A 17,005-nucleotide genomic window follows, 5' to 3' on the forward strand; every position below is an offset into this window, starting at 1 on the left:
TTCCGCCACCAGTTCACCCGGCGCCGCGGGGGCCGAAACCGCCGACCAGGCCCAGAGCGCGACCGATCGCGACGACTCCGACCTACTCGCCGCGCTGCTCGACGGCATGGACGCCGCCCTGTGCGCGTTCGACGCGGCCGGCGTCGTCACCCACTGGAACCGCGAGGCCGAGCGCATCCTCGGCTGGTCGGCCGTCGAGGCGATCGGCCGGCGCGGCCTGGCGGACTGGGCGGTACGGGCGGCCGACGCCCACGACGTGCAGTCGCGACTCTTCGGCGCCATGCACGCACCGGGCCGCCAGGTGCACGAGTTCGCGCTGCTCACCAAGGACGGCGGCCGGGTCCTGGTGCGTACCCAGTCTGCCGCCGTACCGGGCCCCGGTGGCGCGGTCGTCGGGGTGTACTGCGCCTTCAGCGAGGTACACACCCAAATCGACCTGGAACGGTCGATCGCGCTGAGCGAGGCCCTCTTCGAGGACGCGTCGTGGGGCGTAGTGCTGATGGACGCCGACCTGCGCCCCGCCGTCGTCAACCGGCACGCGGCGCGCTCGCTGCGCACAGGGCGCACGGCGCCGCTCGGCCGCCCGCTGGGGGAACTACTCGACCAGGGCATAGAGGAGGTGGAAAGCGCCTTCCAACACGTGCTGGCGGAGGGGCCGCCGCCCGCGCCGACCGAGATCTGGGTGACCGTACGCGGCGAAGGCGCCGACCTCGGGCAGCCGCCGACGCGCCGCTGTTGGCGCAGCGGTTTCCTCCGCCTGGCGTCGCCGCTGGCCGAGGAGCCGGTGCCACTCGGCGTGGCCTGGATCTTCCGTGATGTGACGGAGACGAAGCGGGCCGAGCAGGAGAGCGCCCGGATGCGCTTTCGGAGCAACCAACTGCACCGTGCCGCCCGCGCCGCGGCCGAGAGTGAGGACCCGGTTGAGGCGGCCACGGTCTATCTGGACTTCGCCCTGGCAGGCTTCGCCGATCACGCGCTGATCGACCTCGTACGCGAGCCGTCCCCCGCGTCCCACGGCACATCACGGGAGGCGGCCGACGGCGCGGGGGAGGCCGGGCCGGTAGCCGGGCACGAGGGGGCCGGGCCAGCGGCCGAAGCGGACGCACCGCCTACGCCCACCGTGCTGGTGCGGGCGGTGGCGGCGCCGGCCGGGGCAGCCACGGGAGCGGGGCCCGCCATTCCGGTCGGCACCGCGGACGGCATCCCGGTCGCGTACCCGATGGGCCATCCCGCGCTCCAGGCCGCAGACCGCTGCGGCTCCGTACGCGCCAGCGCGGGTCGTACGGACGAGGAGGGCAGCACCCAGTGGGCCCAGGCCCGCAAGTGGCCCGCTGGCACGGTGCACGGCCTGTGCGCGGTACTCCGCAGCCGGGGCCGCACGCTGGGCGTGGCGTCCTTCCTCCGCGGATCGAACCGGCGGGCGTTCGACCGCACGGACGCGGCGTACGCGGAGGACGTGGCCGTCCGCGTCGCAGCGGCGATCGACCTGGCCCAGCATGTGCGGTAGCTGCGCCGGGGCGGGGGTGGGGCGGGGTGGGGATGGAGCGGGCGCCGAGGCGGGCCGGGCCGGGTGAGCGCCAGGGGGCGGGCCGGTTAGCGCCGGTACCGGTTAGCGCTGGTACTGATTAGCGCTCGTACCGGTCAGTGCCGGTAGAAGACGCGGTCCGCGTACTCGGTCATCACGCGCCCGTTCCACTCGTGGCCGCCGTCCACATTGCCCGAGCGCAGCATCGGTGGATCGATGCCCCGGGCGGCCAGTTCCACGGCGGCCGAGGCCATCACCGCCTGCATCAGGGCGCTGGTCACCACCGTGGATGCCGGGGCGAAGGGCGCCGCGACGCCGTCCGCGGTCAACTCCGCGTCACCGATGGAGATCTTGCTGTCCAGCACAAGATCGCAGTGGTCCTTGAGGAACGTTCCCGACGTGTGCCGGGACTTGGTCTCCGTCGCATACGCGACCGACGTCACGCCGATCACCTTGAGCCCCAGCGCCCGCGCGTTCAACGCCATCTCCACGGGCAGCGAGTTGCGCCCGGAGAGCGAGATGATCACCAGCAGATCGCCGGCGACCGCCGGGCTGGTGTCGAGCACCGCGCCCGCCAACCCGTCCACCCGCTCAAGGGCGCTGCCGAGCGTCGCGGGCATGACATCGACGCCGACGACGCCCGGAACCTTGAGCAGATTCATCAGCGCAAGGCTCCCGGCGCGGTACACGACGTCCTGGGCGGGCAGCGAAGAGTGCCCCGCACCGAAGGCGAACAGCCGGCCGCCCGCCTGCACGGTGTCGGCGATCAGCGTGCCCGCCTCGGCGATATGGCCGGCCTCCTCGTCTCGGACCGTGCGCAGCAGGGCGATGGCGGCGTCGAAGTACCGCTCGGTCAGATCGGCGGGGACTGACCGCGTGCTCTCGCTCATCGACGAGGGGCCCTTTCCGTCGTTTTTCTCTCGTTATTCGGCTGTTGTCGCTGTAGTGCGCGCACGGCCGCGCACTCTTTTCCCACATCTGTTGGGGTGCGGCGGAAGTGCGTGGCGCGGATCACGTTGCGGTCTGGACCAGCGCCCTGTCAATACACGGAACGCGGTGGAATCAAGCTTCTGCAAGCCAGCGGCGCTCGGTTGTCAGTGGGATGCGTCAGAATTGAGTCCAGGGCCACCGCACGACACATCGAGGGGCACGCACATGTCCGGTTTGATCGATACGACGGAGATGTATCTCCGCACCATCCTGGAGCTCGAAGAAGAGGGTGTGGTCCCTATGCGCGCCCGGATTGCGGAGCGGCTCGATCAGAGCGGCCCCACGGTCAGCCAGACGGTGGCGCGCATGGAGCGCGACGGCCTGGTGACGGTGGCCGGTGACCGTCATTTGGAGCTGACCGAAGAAGGCCGCCGCCTGGCCACCCGCGTCATGCGCAAGCACCGGCTCGCCGAGTGCCTGCTCGTTGACGTCATCGGCCTGGAATGGGAGCAGGTGCACGCCGAGGCGTGTCGCTGGGAGCACGTGATGAGCGAGGCGGTGGAGCGCCGCGTACTGGAGCTGTTGCATCACCCCACCGAGTCGCCTTACGGCAACCCCATCCCGGGTCTGGAAGAGCTGGGCGAAAAGACCGAGGTCGATCCGTTCCTGGACTCCGGCATGGTGAGCCTGCTGGAGCTGGAGCCGGGTGCGGAGGGCAAGACCGTGGTCGTGCGCCGGATCGGTGAGCCGATCCAGATGGACTCCCAGCTCATGTACACGCTGCGGCGGGCCGGAGTGCAGCCCGGCGCGGTGGTGAGCGTGACGGAGTCGGCCGGCGGCGTGCTGGTCGGCAGCAGCGGCGAGGCAGCCGAACTGGCATCCGCCGTCGCCTCGCATGTCTTCGTCGCCAAGCGCTAGGACCCCCGTCGAGCACCTAGGCCCGGGTCCCCAGGCATAAGACCTGGGGCGACCTTCACGCGCACAGGGCGCCGGCCCCCGCATCGGGGGCCGGCGCCCTGTTGGCGTGGTGCGGGACCGCGCGGAGCGCGTGGACCGCGTGGACCGCGTGAGGTAACACCGGGACGATCACCCTTCGCCCGTCTGCGGCCCCTTCGCCAGGTCCCGCACCGCCCGCTCCAGTCGCTTCTGCCGAGTCTCCGGCGTCGTGGCCTGGAGCAGCGGCAGCATCACGAGGTAGCGGGTGGTCCGGTCGAGTGCGTCGAACGCCGCACGCGCCGCCGGGTCGCCGGCAAGCGCCGCAGCGAGGTCGTCCGGGACGACAGCTGTCGCTTGCGATGCGTACGCGCGATCCCAGCGGCCGTCCTCCTTGGCCCGTTGCACCTCGGCGAGGCCGGGCTCTCGCATCCGGCCCGCCGCCGTCAGCGCCGCGACCTTCTCGACATTCACTCGCGACCACAGGCCCCTCGGTCGCCGTGGCCCGTACTTCTGTAGGTAATACCGGTCGTCCAGGCCCCGACGCTGCCCGGAGATCCAGCCCCAGCACAGCCCCACATCGACCAGTTCGTCATCCGTGACCGACGCGATCCCCGACGTCTTCTTCGCAACCTTGACCCACACGCCCTCGCGGTGGGTGTGGTGCTCGGCCAACCAGTTCTCAAAGGCCGCCGCATCCGAGAACGCGACGACTTCCACCCCGTTGGACTCCTCCATGAGGCCAGGCTAGCCCGGCCATGTCCCGCGGGGAACCGTCTCGGTCACAGCACGAACGGCCAGCCAGCTGCGCGTGGGCGCGCTGCTTGACCTCGGCGACGACGAGGGGGCCAACTCCTCACCGCCGAGGGGCGCGGTTTGGCGCCGAGGGCCTGGCTGGGCAACGAGGAGTGCGGCTCAGCAACGACGAGTTCGGCTCGCCGCCGAGGGGCCTGACTCGGCAACGAGGGGCCCGCTTGGCGAATGAGGGCCCGGTTCCGTGTACGGGGGCCACCTACCGAACGTATCCATGCGGCGCCTGTGCGCCGGCTGTGTCGGCTGCCTACGGCAACGAGCCCTCCCCGTAGCGGAGTTAACGGAAACCGAGCGCTCACGCCCGCGCCGTGCAACGCTGTCGCTGACGCATATGCGCGGAGTTGCGTTGAGAAACGGGGGTGTAGGAGGGGTGTGGGACACGCGGGTCCATTCCGGGTGTCTCCCCAGAGCTGGGGAGGGAGACCGATGGGCCTGTCGAGAACGCAGGGCACGCAGAAAACACAGCGCACGCAGAGAACGCAGAGAACACAGGGCACGCAGAGAGCGGGCGCGCCAACGCTGAACGGCGTGCGGCCGATGGCCGGTAAGGGCGAGCGGCCGATGGTCGGCAACGGTGTGCGGCCGATGGCCGGTGACGGCGTGTGGCCGATGAGCAGCGGGTATCAGACGTACGTCACACGAGTGTGTTGCCACCGGCGCGCGATCACCACCACCCAACGCGAGCGGCGGTCCGCACGCCGCGGGCCGGGCAGCGCCGTAAGTGCCGCGCGAGGCGGGCGAGGCGCGCGAGGCGCACAGTGCAAGGGCCCCAGCGGCCTGAGCTGCCGCCGGGGCCCTGCTTCCCCAACCCCCCGTGGCGACCTGGAGCCCCGAGCTCTCAAGGTCGGCCGAGGCGGACTCCCTTCCCCGAGCAGTCCGCCCCCGTGTAGCTGTCTCCCCCCGGCGACGGCGAACAATCCTCAAGGCCAGTCACTCGAACGAGGGGCGTTACCGCAGATAGCTACTTGTTCGAATATGAGTTCGATACGGTGGAGCTGCTCTAGGGAGGAATGGAGGTGCCAGGACACATGGTGCGGCGCACGGACGTGACCGGGGCCCATGGCGTGCGACTTGCCGCTTGGGAGTTCGCCGACCCGCCAAAGGCGGGCAGTGGCCAAGCCGGCGAGCAGGACCCGGGAGTGTTGTTATTGCACGGGCTGATGGGCCGCGCCGCGCACTGGGCGGAGTCCGCCCGTTGGCTCGCCACCCGGTACCGCGCCGTAGCGCTCGACCAACGGGGGCACGGCCGCAGCGAGAAACCCTCGGACGGTCCGTACACGCGCCAGGCGTACGTGGACGATGCCGAGGCCGCCATCGAGCAGCTCGGTCTCGCCCCGGTCACCCTCATCGGGCACTCCATGGGTGCCCTGACCGCCTGGCAGCTCGCCGCCCGCCGCCCCGACCTCGTGCGGGCGCTGGTCATCTGCGACATGCGCGCCTCGGCGCTCGGCGCCGCTTCGCAGCACGAGTGGTCGGAGTGGTTCAAGTCCTGGCCGGTCCCCTTCGCCACGCTGGCCGATGTCCGCAAGTGGTTCGGCGAGGACGACCCCTCGCTAGAGCGTCCCCGCCCGGCCCGCGGCGACTTCTTCGCCGAGGTGATGGCCGAGCGTGCAGACGGCTGGCGCCCCGTCTTCTCCCGGCGCCAGATGCTCATGGCCCGTGAGACCTGGGTGCACGACGCTCACTGGGAGGAACTCGCCCTCGTGCAGTGCCCGACGCTGGTCGTGCGCGGCCTGGATGGCGAACTGGGCCGCGCGGAGGCCCAAGAAATGGTCCGAGTGCTGCCGCGCGGCATATATGCGGAGGTGCCGGACGCCAGTCACCTCGTCCACTACGACCAACCCGAGGGCTGGCGGCGCGTGGTTGAGCCGTTCTTGGAGACGGCGCTGCCGGCCTGACGCGGCAGCCCCGCCCGGAAGCACGGCGACCCACCGGGGGACACGACGTATCGGCACAGGAGGCGCCGCGCCAGGCATAACCGGACGAGAGATGAGAACTGGTGCATACCGCGCGAGCGTTGGACGGTCGTGTGGCCGATCTCATCGCGGCTGGCTGAGCAGGCGCTTGCCCCCGCAGGAGACGTCTCAGATCATCGACCGCATGTACCGTGAGCGGCCTTCGAAGGTCTGGACCCTGATATGCCTCACTATCTACGTCGTAGGCGTCGCATGGATGGGAGTGGACTCGGCCCCCGATGACCTTGGCCCGTGGCTGGCGGTCTCCGCGCTCTTCCTGCTCCTGCTGTTCGCCTTCATCAGCGTGCCGATCTCCAAGTTCTTCTACAACCGCATCGACATCGCAGGCGGAACGCTGCGCGTCGGCCGCGAGCGCTTCGCCCTAACGGAGCTTGACCCGGCATCGGTCACCGCCGCCCTCCAGGCGGCAAGGCCCTCGGCCGGGCAGCAATTCGCCACGTCGATGAACACCACCGACGCCCCGCTCCCTGGCCTGCGCGCCGGCCAGGGAGCACCCCGCCTGGTAGGCGGCGGCTGGGCCGTTCCCATGGGCATGGACAGCGTCACCATCACCACCCGGCGCGGCGAATCACTGAACATCCCCACCCGCGACCGGGAGGCGTTCTTGACGGCCCTGGAGCGGGCCCTCACGGCAGGACACCCGGCGTAACTCGCCTCACCTGCTACGCACGCGCTGCGCGCAGCCCCCGGCCCACCTGTCCGCTCAGCAGATAGCCTCAAGAACTGACGAGCGAGATCGGCCGAGCGGCGCCGATGGGGAGGAAGGCAGCCATGCGTGTCCTGGTGACGGCTGTACGGGCGGGGGCCGATCCCCAGGACGTGGTGATCACGGCGGATGACGCGGCTACGGCCGCGGATGTTGCCGAGGTGCTGACGGCGGCGCTTGGCTCGGGGCGCCCGCAGGGCCGAGATGCGCTGCCTGGCCGCCCCCTGCCTGTTGAGTGGACCACTGATGCCCCAACCCGCAGCGCGGACCGCGGCTCTCGCGGCACAGCGACGCTGTGGGTGGACGGCCATCGGTGCGCACCCGGAGATGACGCCAGCACGGTGCTCCGAGACGGCATGCGGGTCTCGGTCGATGACACCATCGGGCCGCTGATGCGCACCGGCGAGCCGGCCGGACGATACGAGTTGCGCGTAGCAGGCGGGCCCGGCGCTGGACGGGTGGTGCGGCTGGCCGCGGGAGTGGCGACCATCGGCTCACACACCACATGCACGCTAGCCATCGCAGACCCTTTCCTGCCGCCCGCAGCGGCCCGGATCACGGTGCACGCTGACGGTCAGGTTCGCGTCACACCACATCCCGAAGCCCAACTGTCCCTGGACGACGAGCCGTTGGCGGCCGAGCGGGAGTGGCCGTGCGGTGGCCTGCTCAGGGCGGGCGACTCACTGTTCGTCCTCGATGAGCCGGCCGAACCGGACGCCCACCTGTCCGCGACCGGTGAAGGCGGCCTCGCGTACAACAGGCCCCCGCGGCTGTCGCCGCTGCGCCCGCGTGCCCGGCTCGTGGTACCCGCCAGGCCCGGCAAGGCAGAAACGTCTCGCTTCCAGATCTTGTCCTCGCTCGTCCCGCTTGTCTTCGGCTTGGCCATGTACTTCATGACCAAGCAGGTCTACATGCTGCTGTTCTGCCTCATGAGCCCGATGATGATGGTGGGGCAGTGGGTGAGCGACGTGCGGTACGGACGTAAGCAACACCGCAAGTCCATGAAGCAGTACCGGGCCGAAATAGCCGAGCACGCCGTGCGGGTCCGCGAGGTCGGAAAGCAGGACCAGCGCAACCGCCGCATCGCGTCCCCCGACCCCGCGGAGGTCCTGCTCTTCGCCACGGGGCCACGGCGCCGGCTGTGGGAGCGCCGGATCACGGACCCCGACGCCATGCGGTTGCGGCTGGGTGTGGCGGACCTTCCCGCGGACATCGAACTCGTCATGGCGCGCGGCGGCAGCTACGAGGAAGAGGAACAGCCGGAGCCGCCCCAACTCACCGATGTGCCCGTGCCACTGCCGTACGCGGAACTCGGCGTCGTAGGCGTTGCCGGCGAGCGTGAACGCGTGCTGAGCACGGCACGCTGGCTCGCTGTGCAGGCCGCTGCGCTGCACAGCCCACGTGATCTGTCGTTGGTCGTGCTTGCCGACACGGCGGCGGCCGGGGCCGCCTGGAGCTGGGCACACTGGCTGCCGCACACGGCGCCCCAACTAGGGCAGGACTGTGTCGCGTTGCTCGGATCGGACTCGGAAGCGGTCGCGCGGCGCGTCAACGAGCTACTCAATGAGCTGGAGCGCAGAAAAGCGGCCAGCCAGCACCACAGTGCGATGGGCGCGCTGCGCCCCGACCCCTACGTACTGGTGGTCTTGGACGGCGCCAGGCTGCTGCGACGGATGCCAGGCGTGCCCCAACTCCTCCAGGAAGGCCCACGGCACGGCATCTTCGCGCTGTGCCTCGACGCCGATGAGCGGCTACTCCCAGAGGAGTGCAGCACCGCTATCTGTTGGTCACCGGAGTCCCCCACGCGTGCGTATTTGCGCGGCTCCGGTCTTGAATCGATCGGTCCGGTACTCGTGGACCAGGTGGCGCTTGACTGGTGCGAGTTGGTGGCACGCTCGCTCGCGCCAGTACGGGACGTCAGCCGCGACGACGCCGACAGCGCGCTACCCACCGCCGCCCGACTGCTGTCCCTGCTCGGCATGCCGGACCCCACCGGCGCGGACATCGAGCGCATTTGGCGCGCCGGCGGCTCCACCACGGAAGCCCCCATCGGCATCGCCGCAGACGGCCCCTTCACACTCGATATCCGGCGGGACGGGCCACACGCCCTGGTCGCGGGAACCACCGGCGCCGGTAAGTCCGAACTGCTCCAGACGATCATCGCCTCGCTCGCCGTCGCCAACCGCCCGGACGCCCTCAACTACGTACTGATCGACTACAAGGGCGGCAGCGCCTTCATGGACTGCGCCCGGCTGCCGCACACCGTCGGCATGGTCAGCGACCTCGACGCGCACCTGACGGAACGCGCACTGGCCTCGCTCGCCGCCGAACTCCACCGGCGCGAAGAGATCCTGTTCAACACCGGCACCAAGGACATCGAGGACTACAACGACACCCGCAAGCTCCAACCGGAGCTTGAGCCGATGCCCCGCCTCGTGCTGATCATCGACGAGTTCGCCTCACTCGTCGCCGAACTGCCGGACTTCATCGCGGGCCTGGTGGACATCGCCCGCCGCGGCCGTTCACTGGGCGTGCATCTGGTCTTGGCCACCCAGCGCCCGGCCGGCGTGGTCAGCGCCGACATCCGCGCCAACACCAACCTGCGGATCGCGCTGCGCGTGACGGACGGTTCCGAATCCTCCGACGTCATCGACGCACCCGATGCGGGCGCCATCTCCAAATCGACACCTGGCCGCGCATACGTCCGCTCCGGAGCGCAGTCGCTCGTCGGCGTGCAGTCCGCGCGCATCGGCGGACGACGGCCGAGCACCGGTCAGCTCGGGCCCAAGGCCACGCTGACGCCCCTCGCGCCGTCCGCTTACGGCCGGCCGTTGCCCAAGCGCGCCGAGGCAGCCGACGACGGCACGATGGTCACCGACCTCGCCGTGCTCGTCGATGCGGTACGCGCGGGAGCCCAGGCGATGGACTTTGCAGCGCCCCGTAGCCCCTGGTTGCCGCCGCTGCCCGATCTCGTGAGCCTGGCCGAGTTGCCCGAGCCCCACGCGGGAAAGGCGGGCCAGGACGTACGCCCCGCCCCCTTCGGCCTCACCGACCTGCCCGCCTCCCAGGCCCGCGCGGCGTTCGCACTCGACCTCGTTGACGGCGAACACACGCTCCTCGTGGGAGGCCCGCGCTCCGGTCGTTCGACGGCGTTGCGCACCCTCGCCGGGTCGCTGGCCCGCGGCACGTCCCCGACCGATGTCCATGTGTACGCCGTCGATTGTGGCTCCAACGCGCTCCTCCCGCTGGTGGCCCTGCCACACGTGGGCGCCGTCGTCACGCGCGATCAGCCCGACCGGGTACGCCGACTCATCGACCGCCTACTCGCGGAGATCTCCAGGCGACAGCAGATGCTGGCCGTGCAGGGCGCCTCCAGCGCGGCCGAGCAACGCGCCTCGGCCCCGGCGGAGGAACGGCTGCCGTGGATGGTCGTTCTCCTGGACGCCTGGGAAGGCTTCACTGCGGCGTTCGAGGGCTACAACTACGGGCAACTCATCGAAGCCATGCAGCGCATTTTCCGCGAAGGGTCCGCTGTTGGCGTGCGCGTGGTGATGACGTCGGACCGCAGCGGTCTCACCGGTCAAGTGGCGTCCGTCTTCGGCGAACGCATGGTGCTGCGCCTCGCTGACCCCAGCGACTACTCCACGGCCGGCTTCCGGGCCAAGGACGTCCCCAAGCACATGCCGCCAGGCCGCGCGCTTCGGCTGGCCGACAACGGTGTACAAGAAACCCAACTGGGCCTGCTCGACCCGGACCCGTCAGGCCAAGCACAGGTCGCGGCGCTGCGCCGACTCGGTGCGGAGGCCCGGGAGCGGCAACCCCAACAAGCGAGGTCGCTGCGGCCCATGCGGGTGGATGCTCTGCCCACCCGCATCTCCACTCCGGACATGCTCGCACTGGACCCCGACCACGTTGCTCCCTCCCCGTTGTGGACCCTGCTCGGGGTCGGTGGCGATGAGCTTCAACCCATCGGTGTGGACCTACGCGAGACAGGGCCCGGCGTCGTCATCGCCGGACCTCCGAAGTCAGGCCGCTCGACCATGCTGCTCGGAGCGGCGCGTGCGCTTTTGCGGGCGGGGACGCCAGTGGTGCTCATCACCCCGCGTCGATCGCCGCTACGGGAACTGGAGGGTGCGGCCGGCGTGTTGGGGATGCTCGGCGTCGATGGCAAGGAAGAGGACCTTCAGGCTCTGATCAGTAAGGCGGAGGGGCCGTATGTCGTCCTCATCGATGACGCCGAACTGCTGTATGACGAGCCGCTGGACGAGGCGTTGGAAGCGGTCCTTCGTAGTGGCATGGACGGAGACCACGGACTGGTCGCGGCCGGCACCACGGACACCTTGTCATCCCAATATCGGGGGTTCGTGACCGAAGCGCGAAAGACGCGCAGCGGCGTCCTTTTGACGCCACAAAGCTCCTCGGACGGCGAGCTGTTCAACATTCGGCTGCCTGCTAATAGCGGCACTGGCTCTCCCGGCAGCGGTTTGCTGATTCGAGGCGGCGGAATGATGCCAATTCAGGGAGTTATCGACTAGCAACTGCCAGGTGCAGTGACGTAACAAAAAACTGGGGCGTCCACCTGTTGGGTGGACGCCCCCAGCCTCTTCATTCGCAGCACGGCCGCGCAGTACGAGGCTCAGGTCGCGCGCTCGATGTTGTCGTGACTCGTCCTGGCCGACTTGCTGGCGCTGTGCAACGTCTCGACGAACTTGTCGAACGTCGGCTTCACGTTGCCCCATTCGTCTCGGAAGCTGTTCGCCTTGGGGCCCTTCCAGTAGCTCTCGCTACCGGTCGTCTTGGTGTTCAGCGCTTTGACGAGGGCGGCGAGCTCTCCGGCCTTCTTGTCGAAGTCCTCGTACAGCGACTTGAGCTTCTCAAGACTTGCGCCGCGGTCCATGTCACCGGACATAGCGTTCCTCCCCGTATGGCAGCGGCAAACGGACGTCCCGTCTGCACGTCTGGGACGCTACCGCACGGCCCTTCGATCGTGTAGCTGGCACAGACCCTTGTAACGGACCTGATGCAATGCCAACGCAGGCCAACGGCAACCGGCGACGTATCGGGCCATGGGGCTATGCTGAGAGCGTCATGTGATAGGGGGCAGAGAGTCATGGCCGATCCGGAAATTGAAAAGCTCACGCAGCGGGCAACACAGCTTCGGTCGCTAGCTGACCACATTGACTCACTGGTCACGAGGCCCAAGACGCAGAGCACTACGCAGATGAAGAAGTGGGCCGGGCCCAACGCCGAGAAAGTGCGCGGCGATCTGAAGTCGTGGCATACGAAGTGCACCGCAGTCGCGACCAAACTGCGCCAAATGGCGACTGACTGTGACAAGACAGCTGAAGAAGCGAAGAAGCCGAAAGACAAGTAAGCCAGCCTGGTTGCTGAGTTCACGGGGAGAAACTGAGAGAAATGCCTTCTTATGACAGTTCGAGAGCGCGTCTCCGCCTGGCGGACCGGCATGTGGCCGTTTTTGCGCATCTGGTAGACGGCGAGACTCCGCCCGATGAACTGTGGGACTCGCTGACAGAGCTCCAGGCGATCGGGCTGGTGGGGGCGGAGGGCGAGCTCGCCCCCTTGCTCAAGGAACTTCTCACCACGCTCGCTTCTCCCATTCTGCTGCTATCAGTGGAGATCACCGGGGAACACGGCACGGTGAGCCACGGCATCGTCGTCGGACAGGAAGCCGTCATCGCGCACGAGGGCTGGCCCGGAGACGAGGAGTCCGAATACCTCTCCATTGATGCGAATACGATCGTTTGGGAGCTCTCCCGAATGGTCAACTTGCACCGCGGTGAGCCCGAGGAGTTCGAGACCTCCCGCATCGAAACCACGATGGGCGCACTCGACGCAGCCTTCAGCGCACTCGATGAAGCACAGGGCGATGAGGAAGCGGCAACCGAGCTGACGCGTAAGGCGCTGAGCGAGGTGGGTGGCCTCAAGGGTGCCGAACTGGCCACGCTGAGCGACCTTGTCTTGGGCATGAACGCGATGTGGCGCATCACCTCTGCCTGGGACGGCCAGCACGAGGGAGAGCGCTCTGCGATGGTCCGCGCCCTTGCGGTCTGGGACTGCGGTCCGCTGGGCTATTGGGTCAGGGAAAAGCCGGCGGAGCCCATCGTGGAGGGCCAGGTCGGGCCTGACAGTGAACTGCACCTGGTACGGGTGACACCCGGAAACGTATGGGAACGGATCACCGATCTCCTGCCGGACAAGCATGAGTTGATCAACGAGTCGTAGCGGTCTCTTTCCGCTTGCCCCCCCGGCAACCGCGGTTAAGAGCCGCCCCCATCGGTTTGCCGCTGCAAGAAGTTGAGCGGGGCCATCACCATCGCGCCGCCGAGCGTTAGCGACGAGGTATCCACCGCCTCGAAGATGATGGCAATGGCCAGGTCCACAGGGTCTGCGGGGCCTTGGACCTGGCCGGCTGTCACCAGTCCCTTATGCGGGTCATCGACACGGCGACCAGGGCCCACGGTGATCTTTACTCCCGTGCGGCACAATTCCGCTTCTTTGCCGACGCCCGCGGACGTATAGGTGTGTGAGCGGTCGCCCTGCGTGAGACGCAGGGCTCGCGCACTCCTGCGCAAGCCCCGCGCGTTGTAGCTGAGTTCGACTGGCTCGCCACCGACGAACATATGGGCCTTGTGCAGAGTAGGCATTCCCGGCCCCGATCCACGGAACAGGACATCGGGGAAACCGTCACCGTAGAGACGGGCCTGCCCGATCTTCTCCTTCGGTGACACCGTCCGCTCGTAGTGCACCGTCACCACGCCGAAATCGCCGACGGGTCCGGTCCATCCGTCATGTGCGGGATGGGTGAACGGCAGCAGCTCGAAGGAGTATTCCGACACGTCGATGCCTCTCAAGCAGTATGCGGCGTAAGGGACGGGATGGCTGTTCGGTTCCTGCCTCAGAACCATTTCTTCGGATTGAGCTTCTTCCCCACGCTCTTCGCCTTGTTGACGGCTCCGGAGCCAAACTCCTTCGCCTTGTTGCCGGTCCAACTCGCGGCCGTGGAAGCGCCGCCCTTGATGTCATCCCAGTGCTCGACTACCTTGGCGCCTCCATACACGAGGCCGGTGCCCAAGGCCAACCCGATCGTCACCGGGTTGGGTGCCACCATGGCCGCGGTGAGAGAACCGTTGAAGCCCACCTCGGCAACGTCCGCGATGTAACCGGCGCCTTCTTTCCGGCTGTCGAACTTCTTCCGTGGGTCCTGGGACGCCACATTGGCAAGGCTGTACACGGTCGAGACGGCGCCTCCGACGACCCCCGCTCCGCGGAGGAAGCCCGCCGTCTTGCCTGCCGTGGAGAGGCCGACACGCCATGGGCTGCTCGTGCCCGGGGATAACCGCAGGGCCTGCGCGAAATGCTCGGCGTTCTTCGCCTTCGTAAAGACATGCAGCAAGTTCGCCTGCCCCGCACGCACGACAGGCTGCCCCGAATGCGTAACGCCCCCGTAGATCTTGGCGAGTTCGTCGGAGCCGACCAGGAAGTTGATGCCCCGGTTGACGCTCATCCCCCGCCAGGTGGCATTCATAAAGCCGCGACTGCGAAGGGAATCGAACCCGGTGCCCCACAGGTCGCCGCGCAGGCCCCCCGTCAGCGGGATGCTACTGAGCTGCTGGTACCGGGCGCTTCTCGTGGCCGCCCACGCACCCAACTGCCCCGGGAGCCAACTCCCGGGCGCCGCGAGCGAACGTATCTTCGGCGACCACTGTTCTAGCTTTTGCCCGGCGGTCACCAACTTGCTGCTGTTCCTATTCTTCAGCATCTCGGCAAGCGAGGTCTTCACCGTCGCGCCCCAGCCCTGCTTGAACGAGTTCCCGCCCACGGTCTGGACGAAAGAGGTGCCCTGAAAGGACACCACTCCGGCCACCGTGGTGAAGGTCGCCACGTCACCGCCGAGCCTGATCAAGCTGGCCAAGGTCTCCTCGTGCGGCATCAGGCCAGGGATCTTGCTCATGACATGGGCTTCGAGGCGTGCGACCCAGTCGGTCAACGACTCTTCTGGCTGCCGTTGGAACTCGTCAGCCTTCGGGTCATCGCTCTTGGCGACAGAGCTCGCGAGCAAGAGCGTGCCGGGCGCGATAGGGCCCTCGTAGTTCTTGAGATCCTCCGGCGTGAAGCCCGCTGCCAGCACGCCGGCCTCCGGGTCCCCATCCTCAAGGCGAGCGAACGCGGCCCGCTTGCGTAGATCCGGAGCGGTGTCGGTGACCCAATTATTCAAGGGCTTGAGCGCTGCCAACTCGCCAGTGACGTTCAGCGTTGCCGCACGGGTGAACGCCTCTTTGAGCTGATCCGCCAAGCCGCCCGTGCCGTCGATGAGCTTAGCGAGTTGTTCCAGGTCCCCCGGATTGACATTGCGCACGCCTTCCCCCTTAGCGTCCCCGACTAGCGGGTGCCCGCGCCCGGCACGAGCACTTCAGGATACGACGTGCCAGTTTTTAGCCACCGACAAACGACCAAGGGGTGATCACGTATGCACCAAGGGATGGAAAGTTGGGCAAATGCATCCCAGGGGATCAATAGGTGCACGGCGCGCCGGATGAGATGTGCCGGGGGTGGCGTCATTGGTCACCGCTGCTGTGCGGCGCTGCCATCCGCGACGAGTAGCTGATCGGTGTCTGGGAGCAAGTCGGTGATCGCACGCCAAAGCCCCTTGGCGGACGTGCGGCGCACGCACAGTTCGGAGTGCTGGTTAATCGCGCCCTCCGCAATGGGTTCTGCCGGCGCCGTACGCACCCAGTAACCTTCGATGCCGCAATCCCATACTGCCAGCGCGGCAATGTGCGGGCTCGCGTCGCCGTGGGTCTGGTCTCCAGGCCATACGACGGTCATGCGCCACATCGCATTGAGCTGGGCCAGGATCTCGGCGAGCCGCACCGGGGCGCCGCAAGCCGCGGCGACGTCCGCGTAATCTTCGCGCTCGTGAGCCGCCTTAGTCTCGAACCGTTCCAGGAGCGCGTCAAGCGGCCCCATCATTGAGGAGATCTGCTCGTCGGCGTCAGGGAATTCACATGCCTCGGTGTGCAGGTCCACCATTCTGGCGAGCTCCCACACGAGCATCGAGGCTTCGACGGGAGCGTATTCCGACTCCTCTTCGTCGGGCCATCCCTCATGTGAAAAAGCGAACTGGTCGCCTACGACGACACCACTGGAAACGGTGCCCTGTGGGCCGCTGATTTCCAGGCGCACGATCACACGCGGCGACATGAGTGTCGATATGAGCGGGTAGAGTTCCCCGTCGATGGTTCCCTCATCGTGGACAATTCCCGCTGACCGAAGTTCGGTCAGGGGCTGGGAGAGCGTCGGGGGAAGTTCTTCTTCTGCTACGAGGAGTCCAAGAGCACTGATATGTGCGTCCGACAAGCGGAGCCGACGACGTCCGGCATCGATGGAGGGCATGCACGATCTCCGATGGCGTTGTGGTGAACTGTGGTGCGGGTGTCCTTAGGGTCGCGACGCGACTGCTGGCTACATCACGATGAGATTTCATTCATGAAGCGTCCAATGGAAAAGAAAAAGGCGCCTGGCCAGGATAGGTCCCTGGTGTACACGCCTTCCAGCAGCAGGGCGATGCCGATGTCTGTGGCGTCCACCGTGCCGTTGGCCATGCCCCGTATGGTGCGCGGATTCTTCCAAGTTGAGCGCGTCATTTGCACACTAGCGCGGTCGCGAGTGAGGGTGTGTTTGCGCTTGCCGCCGGTTTGAGCATATAGATATTCTCGGCCCGCTACGGTGATATGCAGTGTGCGGGCCTTGCGAGTGAGCCCGCCGGATCGCCGGGAGAGTTTGGCGGGGTCGCCGGCGAAAGTGAATTCTACATCGGTAAGAGTGGGGCGACCGTTGTGCTGTGCCGCAGAGTAGGCGGCGATGTGGGTTCCGTTTCTCGCCGCTGACGCCACGACGCGTGACTGCACGACGTCTGTGGGCTCCTGCGGATATTTCATCTCGAAGGTCCCCAAGCCGCCGACGTCACCCGACCACGAGAAAACTTGCTTGCTGAGCATGATTTTATTTGTTGAACCAGTGCGCATAAGCTCGAATGGGAATGACGTCATGGCCGTTCTCTCCTTTTTATGCATGAAGATCCGATCAGTCGAACGGATTGAC

14 protein-coding genes are annotated in these 17,005 nt (G+C 67.6%); 7 read left to right on the plus strand and 7 right to left on the minus strand.

Annotated features, from left to right (window positions below):
• Window positions 1-106 precede the first annotated feature (106 nt).
• Window positions 107-1,507, plus strand: coding sequence for a PAS domain-containing protein (locus FHS42_RS08165; RefSeq protein WP_376772553.1), 1,401 nt, complete (start codon window positions 107-109; stop codon window positions 1,505-1,507).
• A 134-nt stretch (window positions 1,508-1,641) separates the two neighbouring features.
• Here the strand turns inward: FHS42_RS08165 and FHS42_RS08170 are convergent, their stop codons facing one another.
• Entirely contained in the window at window positions 1,642-2,415 is a 774-nt protein-coding gene (locus FHS42_RS08170) for an SIS domain-containing protein (RefSeq protein ID WP_184570354.1), read from the minus strand.
• Between the two features lie 265 nt (window positions 2,416-2,680).
• Between FHS42_RS08170 and FHS42_RS08175 the strand changes: the two genes are divergently transcribed.
• Window positions 2,681-3,373, plus strand: coding sequence for an iron-dependent transcriptional repressor DtxR (locus FHS42_RS08175; protein ID WP_184570356.1), 693 nt, complete (start codon window positions 2,681-2,683; stop codon window positions 3,371-3,373).
• A 168-nt stretch (window positions 3,374-3,541) separates the two neighbouring features.
• Here the strand turns inward: FHS42_RS08175 and FHS42_RS08180 are convergent, their stop codons facing one another.
• A complete protein-coding gene (locus FHS42_RS08180; protein WP_184570358.1) occupies window positions 3,542-4,126 on the minus strand; it encodes a YdeI/OmpD-associated family protein in 585 nt (194 codons plus the stop codon).
• Window positions 4,127-5,229: 1,103 nt separating this feature from the next.
• On the opposite strand from FHS42_RS08180, the gene FHS42_RS08185 reads away from it, so the two are divergent.
• From FHS42_RS08185 to FHS42_RS08195, 3 genes are all read left to right on the plus strand, one after another.
• Window positions 5,230-6,099, plus strand: coding sequence for an alpha/beta fold hydrolase (locus tag FHS42_RS08185; RefSeq protein ID WP_184570719.1), 870 nt, complete (start codon window positions 5,230-5,232; stop codon window positions 6,097-6,099).
• Between the two features lie 202 nt (window positions 6,100-6,301).
• On the plus strand, window positions 6,302-6,826 hold the full coding sequence (locus FHS42_RS08190) for a hypothetical protein (RefSeq protein ID WP_184570360.1): 525 nt from the start codon (window positions 6,302-6,304) through the stop codon (window positions 6,824-6,826).
• 122 nt (window positions 6,827-6,948) lie between these two features.
• A complete protein-coding gene (locus FHS42_RS08195) occupies window positions 6,949-11,418 on the plus strand; it encodes an FtsK/SpoIIIE domain-containing protein (protein WP_184570362.1) in 4,470 nt (1,489 codons plus the stop codon).
• A gap of 101 nt (window positions 11,419-11,519) precedes the next feature.
• On the opposite strand, the gene FHS42_RS08200 is transcribed toward FHS42_RS08195, so the two are convergent.
• Entirely contained in the window at window positions 11,520-11,792 is a 273-nt protein-coding gene (locus tag FHS42_RS08200) for a WXG100 family type VII secretion target (protein WP_246494371.1), read from the minus strand.
• Between the two features lie 201 nt (window positions 11,793-11,993).
• On the opposite strand from FHS42_RS08200, the gene FHS42_RS08205 reads away from it, so the two are divergent.
• On the plus strand, window positions 11,994-12,257 hold the full coding sequence (locus tag FHS42_RS08205) for a WXG100 family type VII secretion target (protein ID WP_184570363.1): 264 nt from the start codon (window positions 11,994-11,996) through the stop codon (window positions 12,255-12,257).
• Between the two features lie 41 nt (window positions 12,258-12,298).
• Complete coding sequence (locus FHS42_RS08210; protein ID WP_184570365.1) at window positions 12,299-13,126, plus strand: hypothetical protein; 828 nt, start codon at window positions 12,299-12,301, stop codon at window positions 13,124-13,126.
• Between the two features lie 35 nt (window positions 13,127-13,161).
• Here the strand turns inward: FHS42_RS08210 and FHS42_RS08215 are convergent, their stop codons facing one another.
• The 4 genes from FHS42_RS08215 to FHS42_RS08230 all read right to left on the minus strand — a co-directional run bounded on the left by FHS42_RS08215 (window position 13,162) and on the right by FHS42_RS08230 (window position 16,953).
• The gene (locus tag FHS42_RS08215; protein ID WP_184570367.1) at window positions 13,162-13,740 is read right to left on the minus strand and encodes a hypothetical protein; all 579 of its coding nucleotides are present in this window, start codon (window positions 13,738-13,740) and stop codon (window positions 13,162-13,164) included.
• 59 nt (window positions 13,741-13,799) lie between these two features.
• Window positions 13,800-15,260, minus strand: coding sequence for a PE-PGRS family protein (locus FHS42_RS08220; RefSeq protein WP_184570368.1), 1,461 nt, complete (start codon window positions 15,258-15,260; stop codon window positions 13,800-13,802).
• 206 nt (window positions 15,261-15,466) lie between these two features.
• Window positions 15,467-16,297, minus strand: a complete 831-nt coding sequence (locus tag FHS42_RS08225; RefSeq protein WP_184570370.1) for a hypothetical protein — start codon at window positions 16,295-16,297, stop codon at window positions 15,467-15,469.
• A 74-nt stretch (window positions 16,298-16,371) separates the two neighbouring features.
• Window positions 16,372-16,953 carry a hypothetical protein gene (locus tag FHS42_RS08230; RefSeq protein ID WP_184570372.1) on the minus strand — a complete coding sequence of 194 codons (582 nt, stop codon included), beginning with the start codon at window positions 16,951-16,953 and terminating at the stop codon, window positions 16,372-16,374.
• Window positions 16,954-17,005 lie beyond the last annotated feature (52 nt).

Origin of the sequence: Streptomyces zagrosensis (assembly GCF_014203645.1) — a bacterium.
GTDB lineage: Bacteria > Actinomycetota > Actinomycetes > Streptomycetales > Streptomycetaceae > Streptomyces > Streptomyces zagrosensis.

Bases quoted from the DNA above. Each gene is read 5' to 3' on its own strand.
- FHS42_RS08165 (WP_376772553.1), top strand. From the start codon at position 107: ATGGACGCCGCCCTGTGCGCGTTCGACGCGGCCGGCGTCGTCACCCAC.
- FHS42_RS08170 (WP_184570354.1), bottom strand. From the start codon at position 2,415: ATGAGCGAGAGCACGCGGTCAGTCCCCGCCGATCTGACCGAGCGGTAC.
- FHS42_RS08175 (WP_184570356.1), top strand. From the start codon at position 2,681: ATGTCCGGTTTGATCGATACGACGGAGATGTATCTCCGCACCATCCTG.
- FHS42_RS08180 (WP_184570358.1), bottom strand. From the start codon at position 4,126: ATGGAGGAGTCCAACGGGGTGGAAGTCGTCGCGTTCTCGGATGCGGCG.
- FHS42_RS08185 (WP_184570719.1), top strand. From the start codon at position 5,230: ATGGTGCGGCGCACGGACGTGACCGGGGCCCATGGCGTGCGACTTGCC.
- FHS42_RS08190 (WP_184570360.1), top strand. From the start codon at position 6,302: ATGTACCGTGAGCGGCCTTCGAAGGTCTGGACCCTGATATGCCTCACT.
- FHS42_RS08195 (WP_184570362.1), top strand. From the start codon at position 6,949: ATGCGTGTCCTGGTGACGGCTGTACGGGCGGGGGCCGATCCCCAGGAC.
- FHS42_RS08200 (WP_246494371.1), bottom strand. From the start codon at position 11,792: ATGTCCGGTGACATGGACCGCGGCGCAAGTCTTGAGAAGCTCAAGTCG.
- FHS42_RS08205 (WP_184570363.1), top strand. From the start codon at position 11,994: ATGGCCGATCCGGAAATTGAAAAGCTCACGCAGCGGGCAACACAGCTT.
- FHS42_RS08210 (WP_184570365.1), top strand. From the start codon at position 12,299: ATGCCTTCTTATGACAGTTCGAGAGCGCGTCTCCGCCTGGCGGACCGG.
- FHS42_RS08225 (WP_184570370.1), bottom strand. From the start codon at position 16,297: ATGCCCTCCATCGATGCCGGACGTCGTCGGCTCCGCTTGTCGGACGCA.
- FHS42_RS08230 (WP_184570372.1), bottom strand. From the start codon at position 16,953: ATGACGTCATTCCCATTCGAGCTTATGCGCACTGGTTCAACAAATAAA.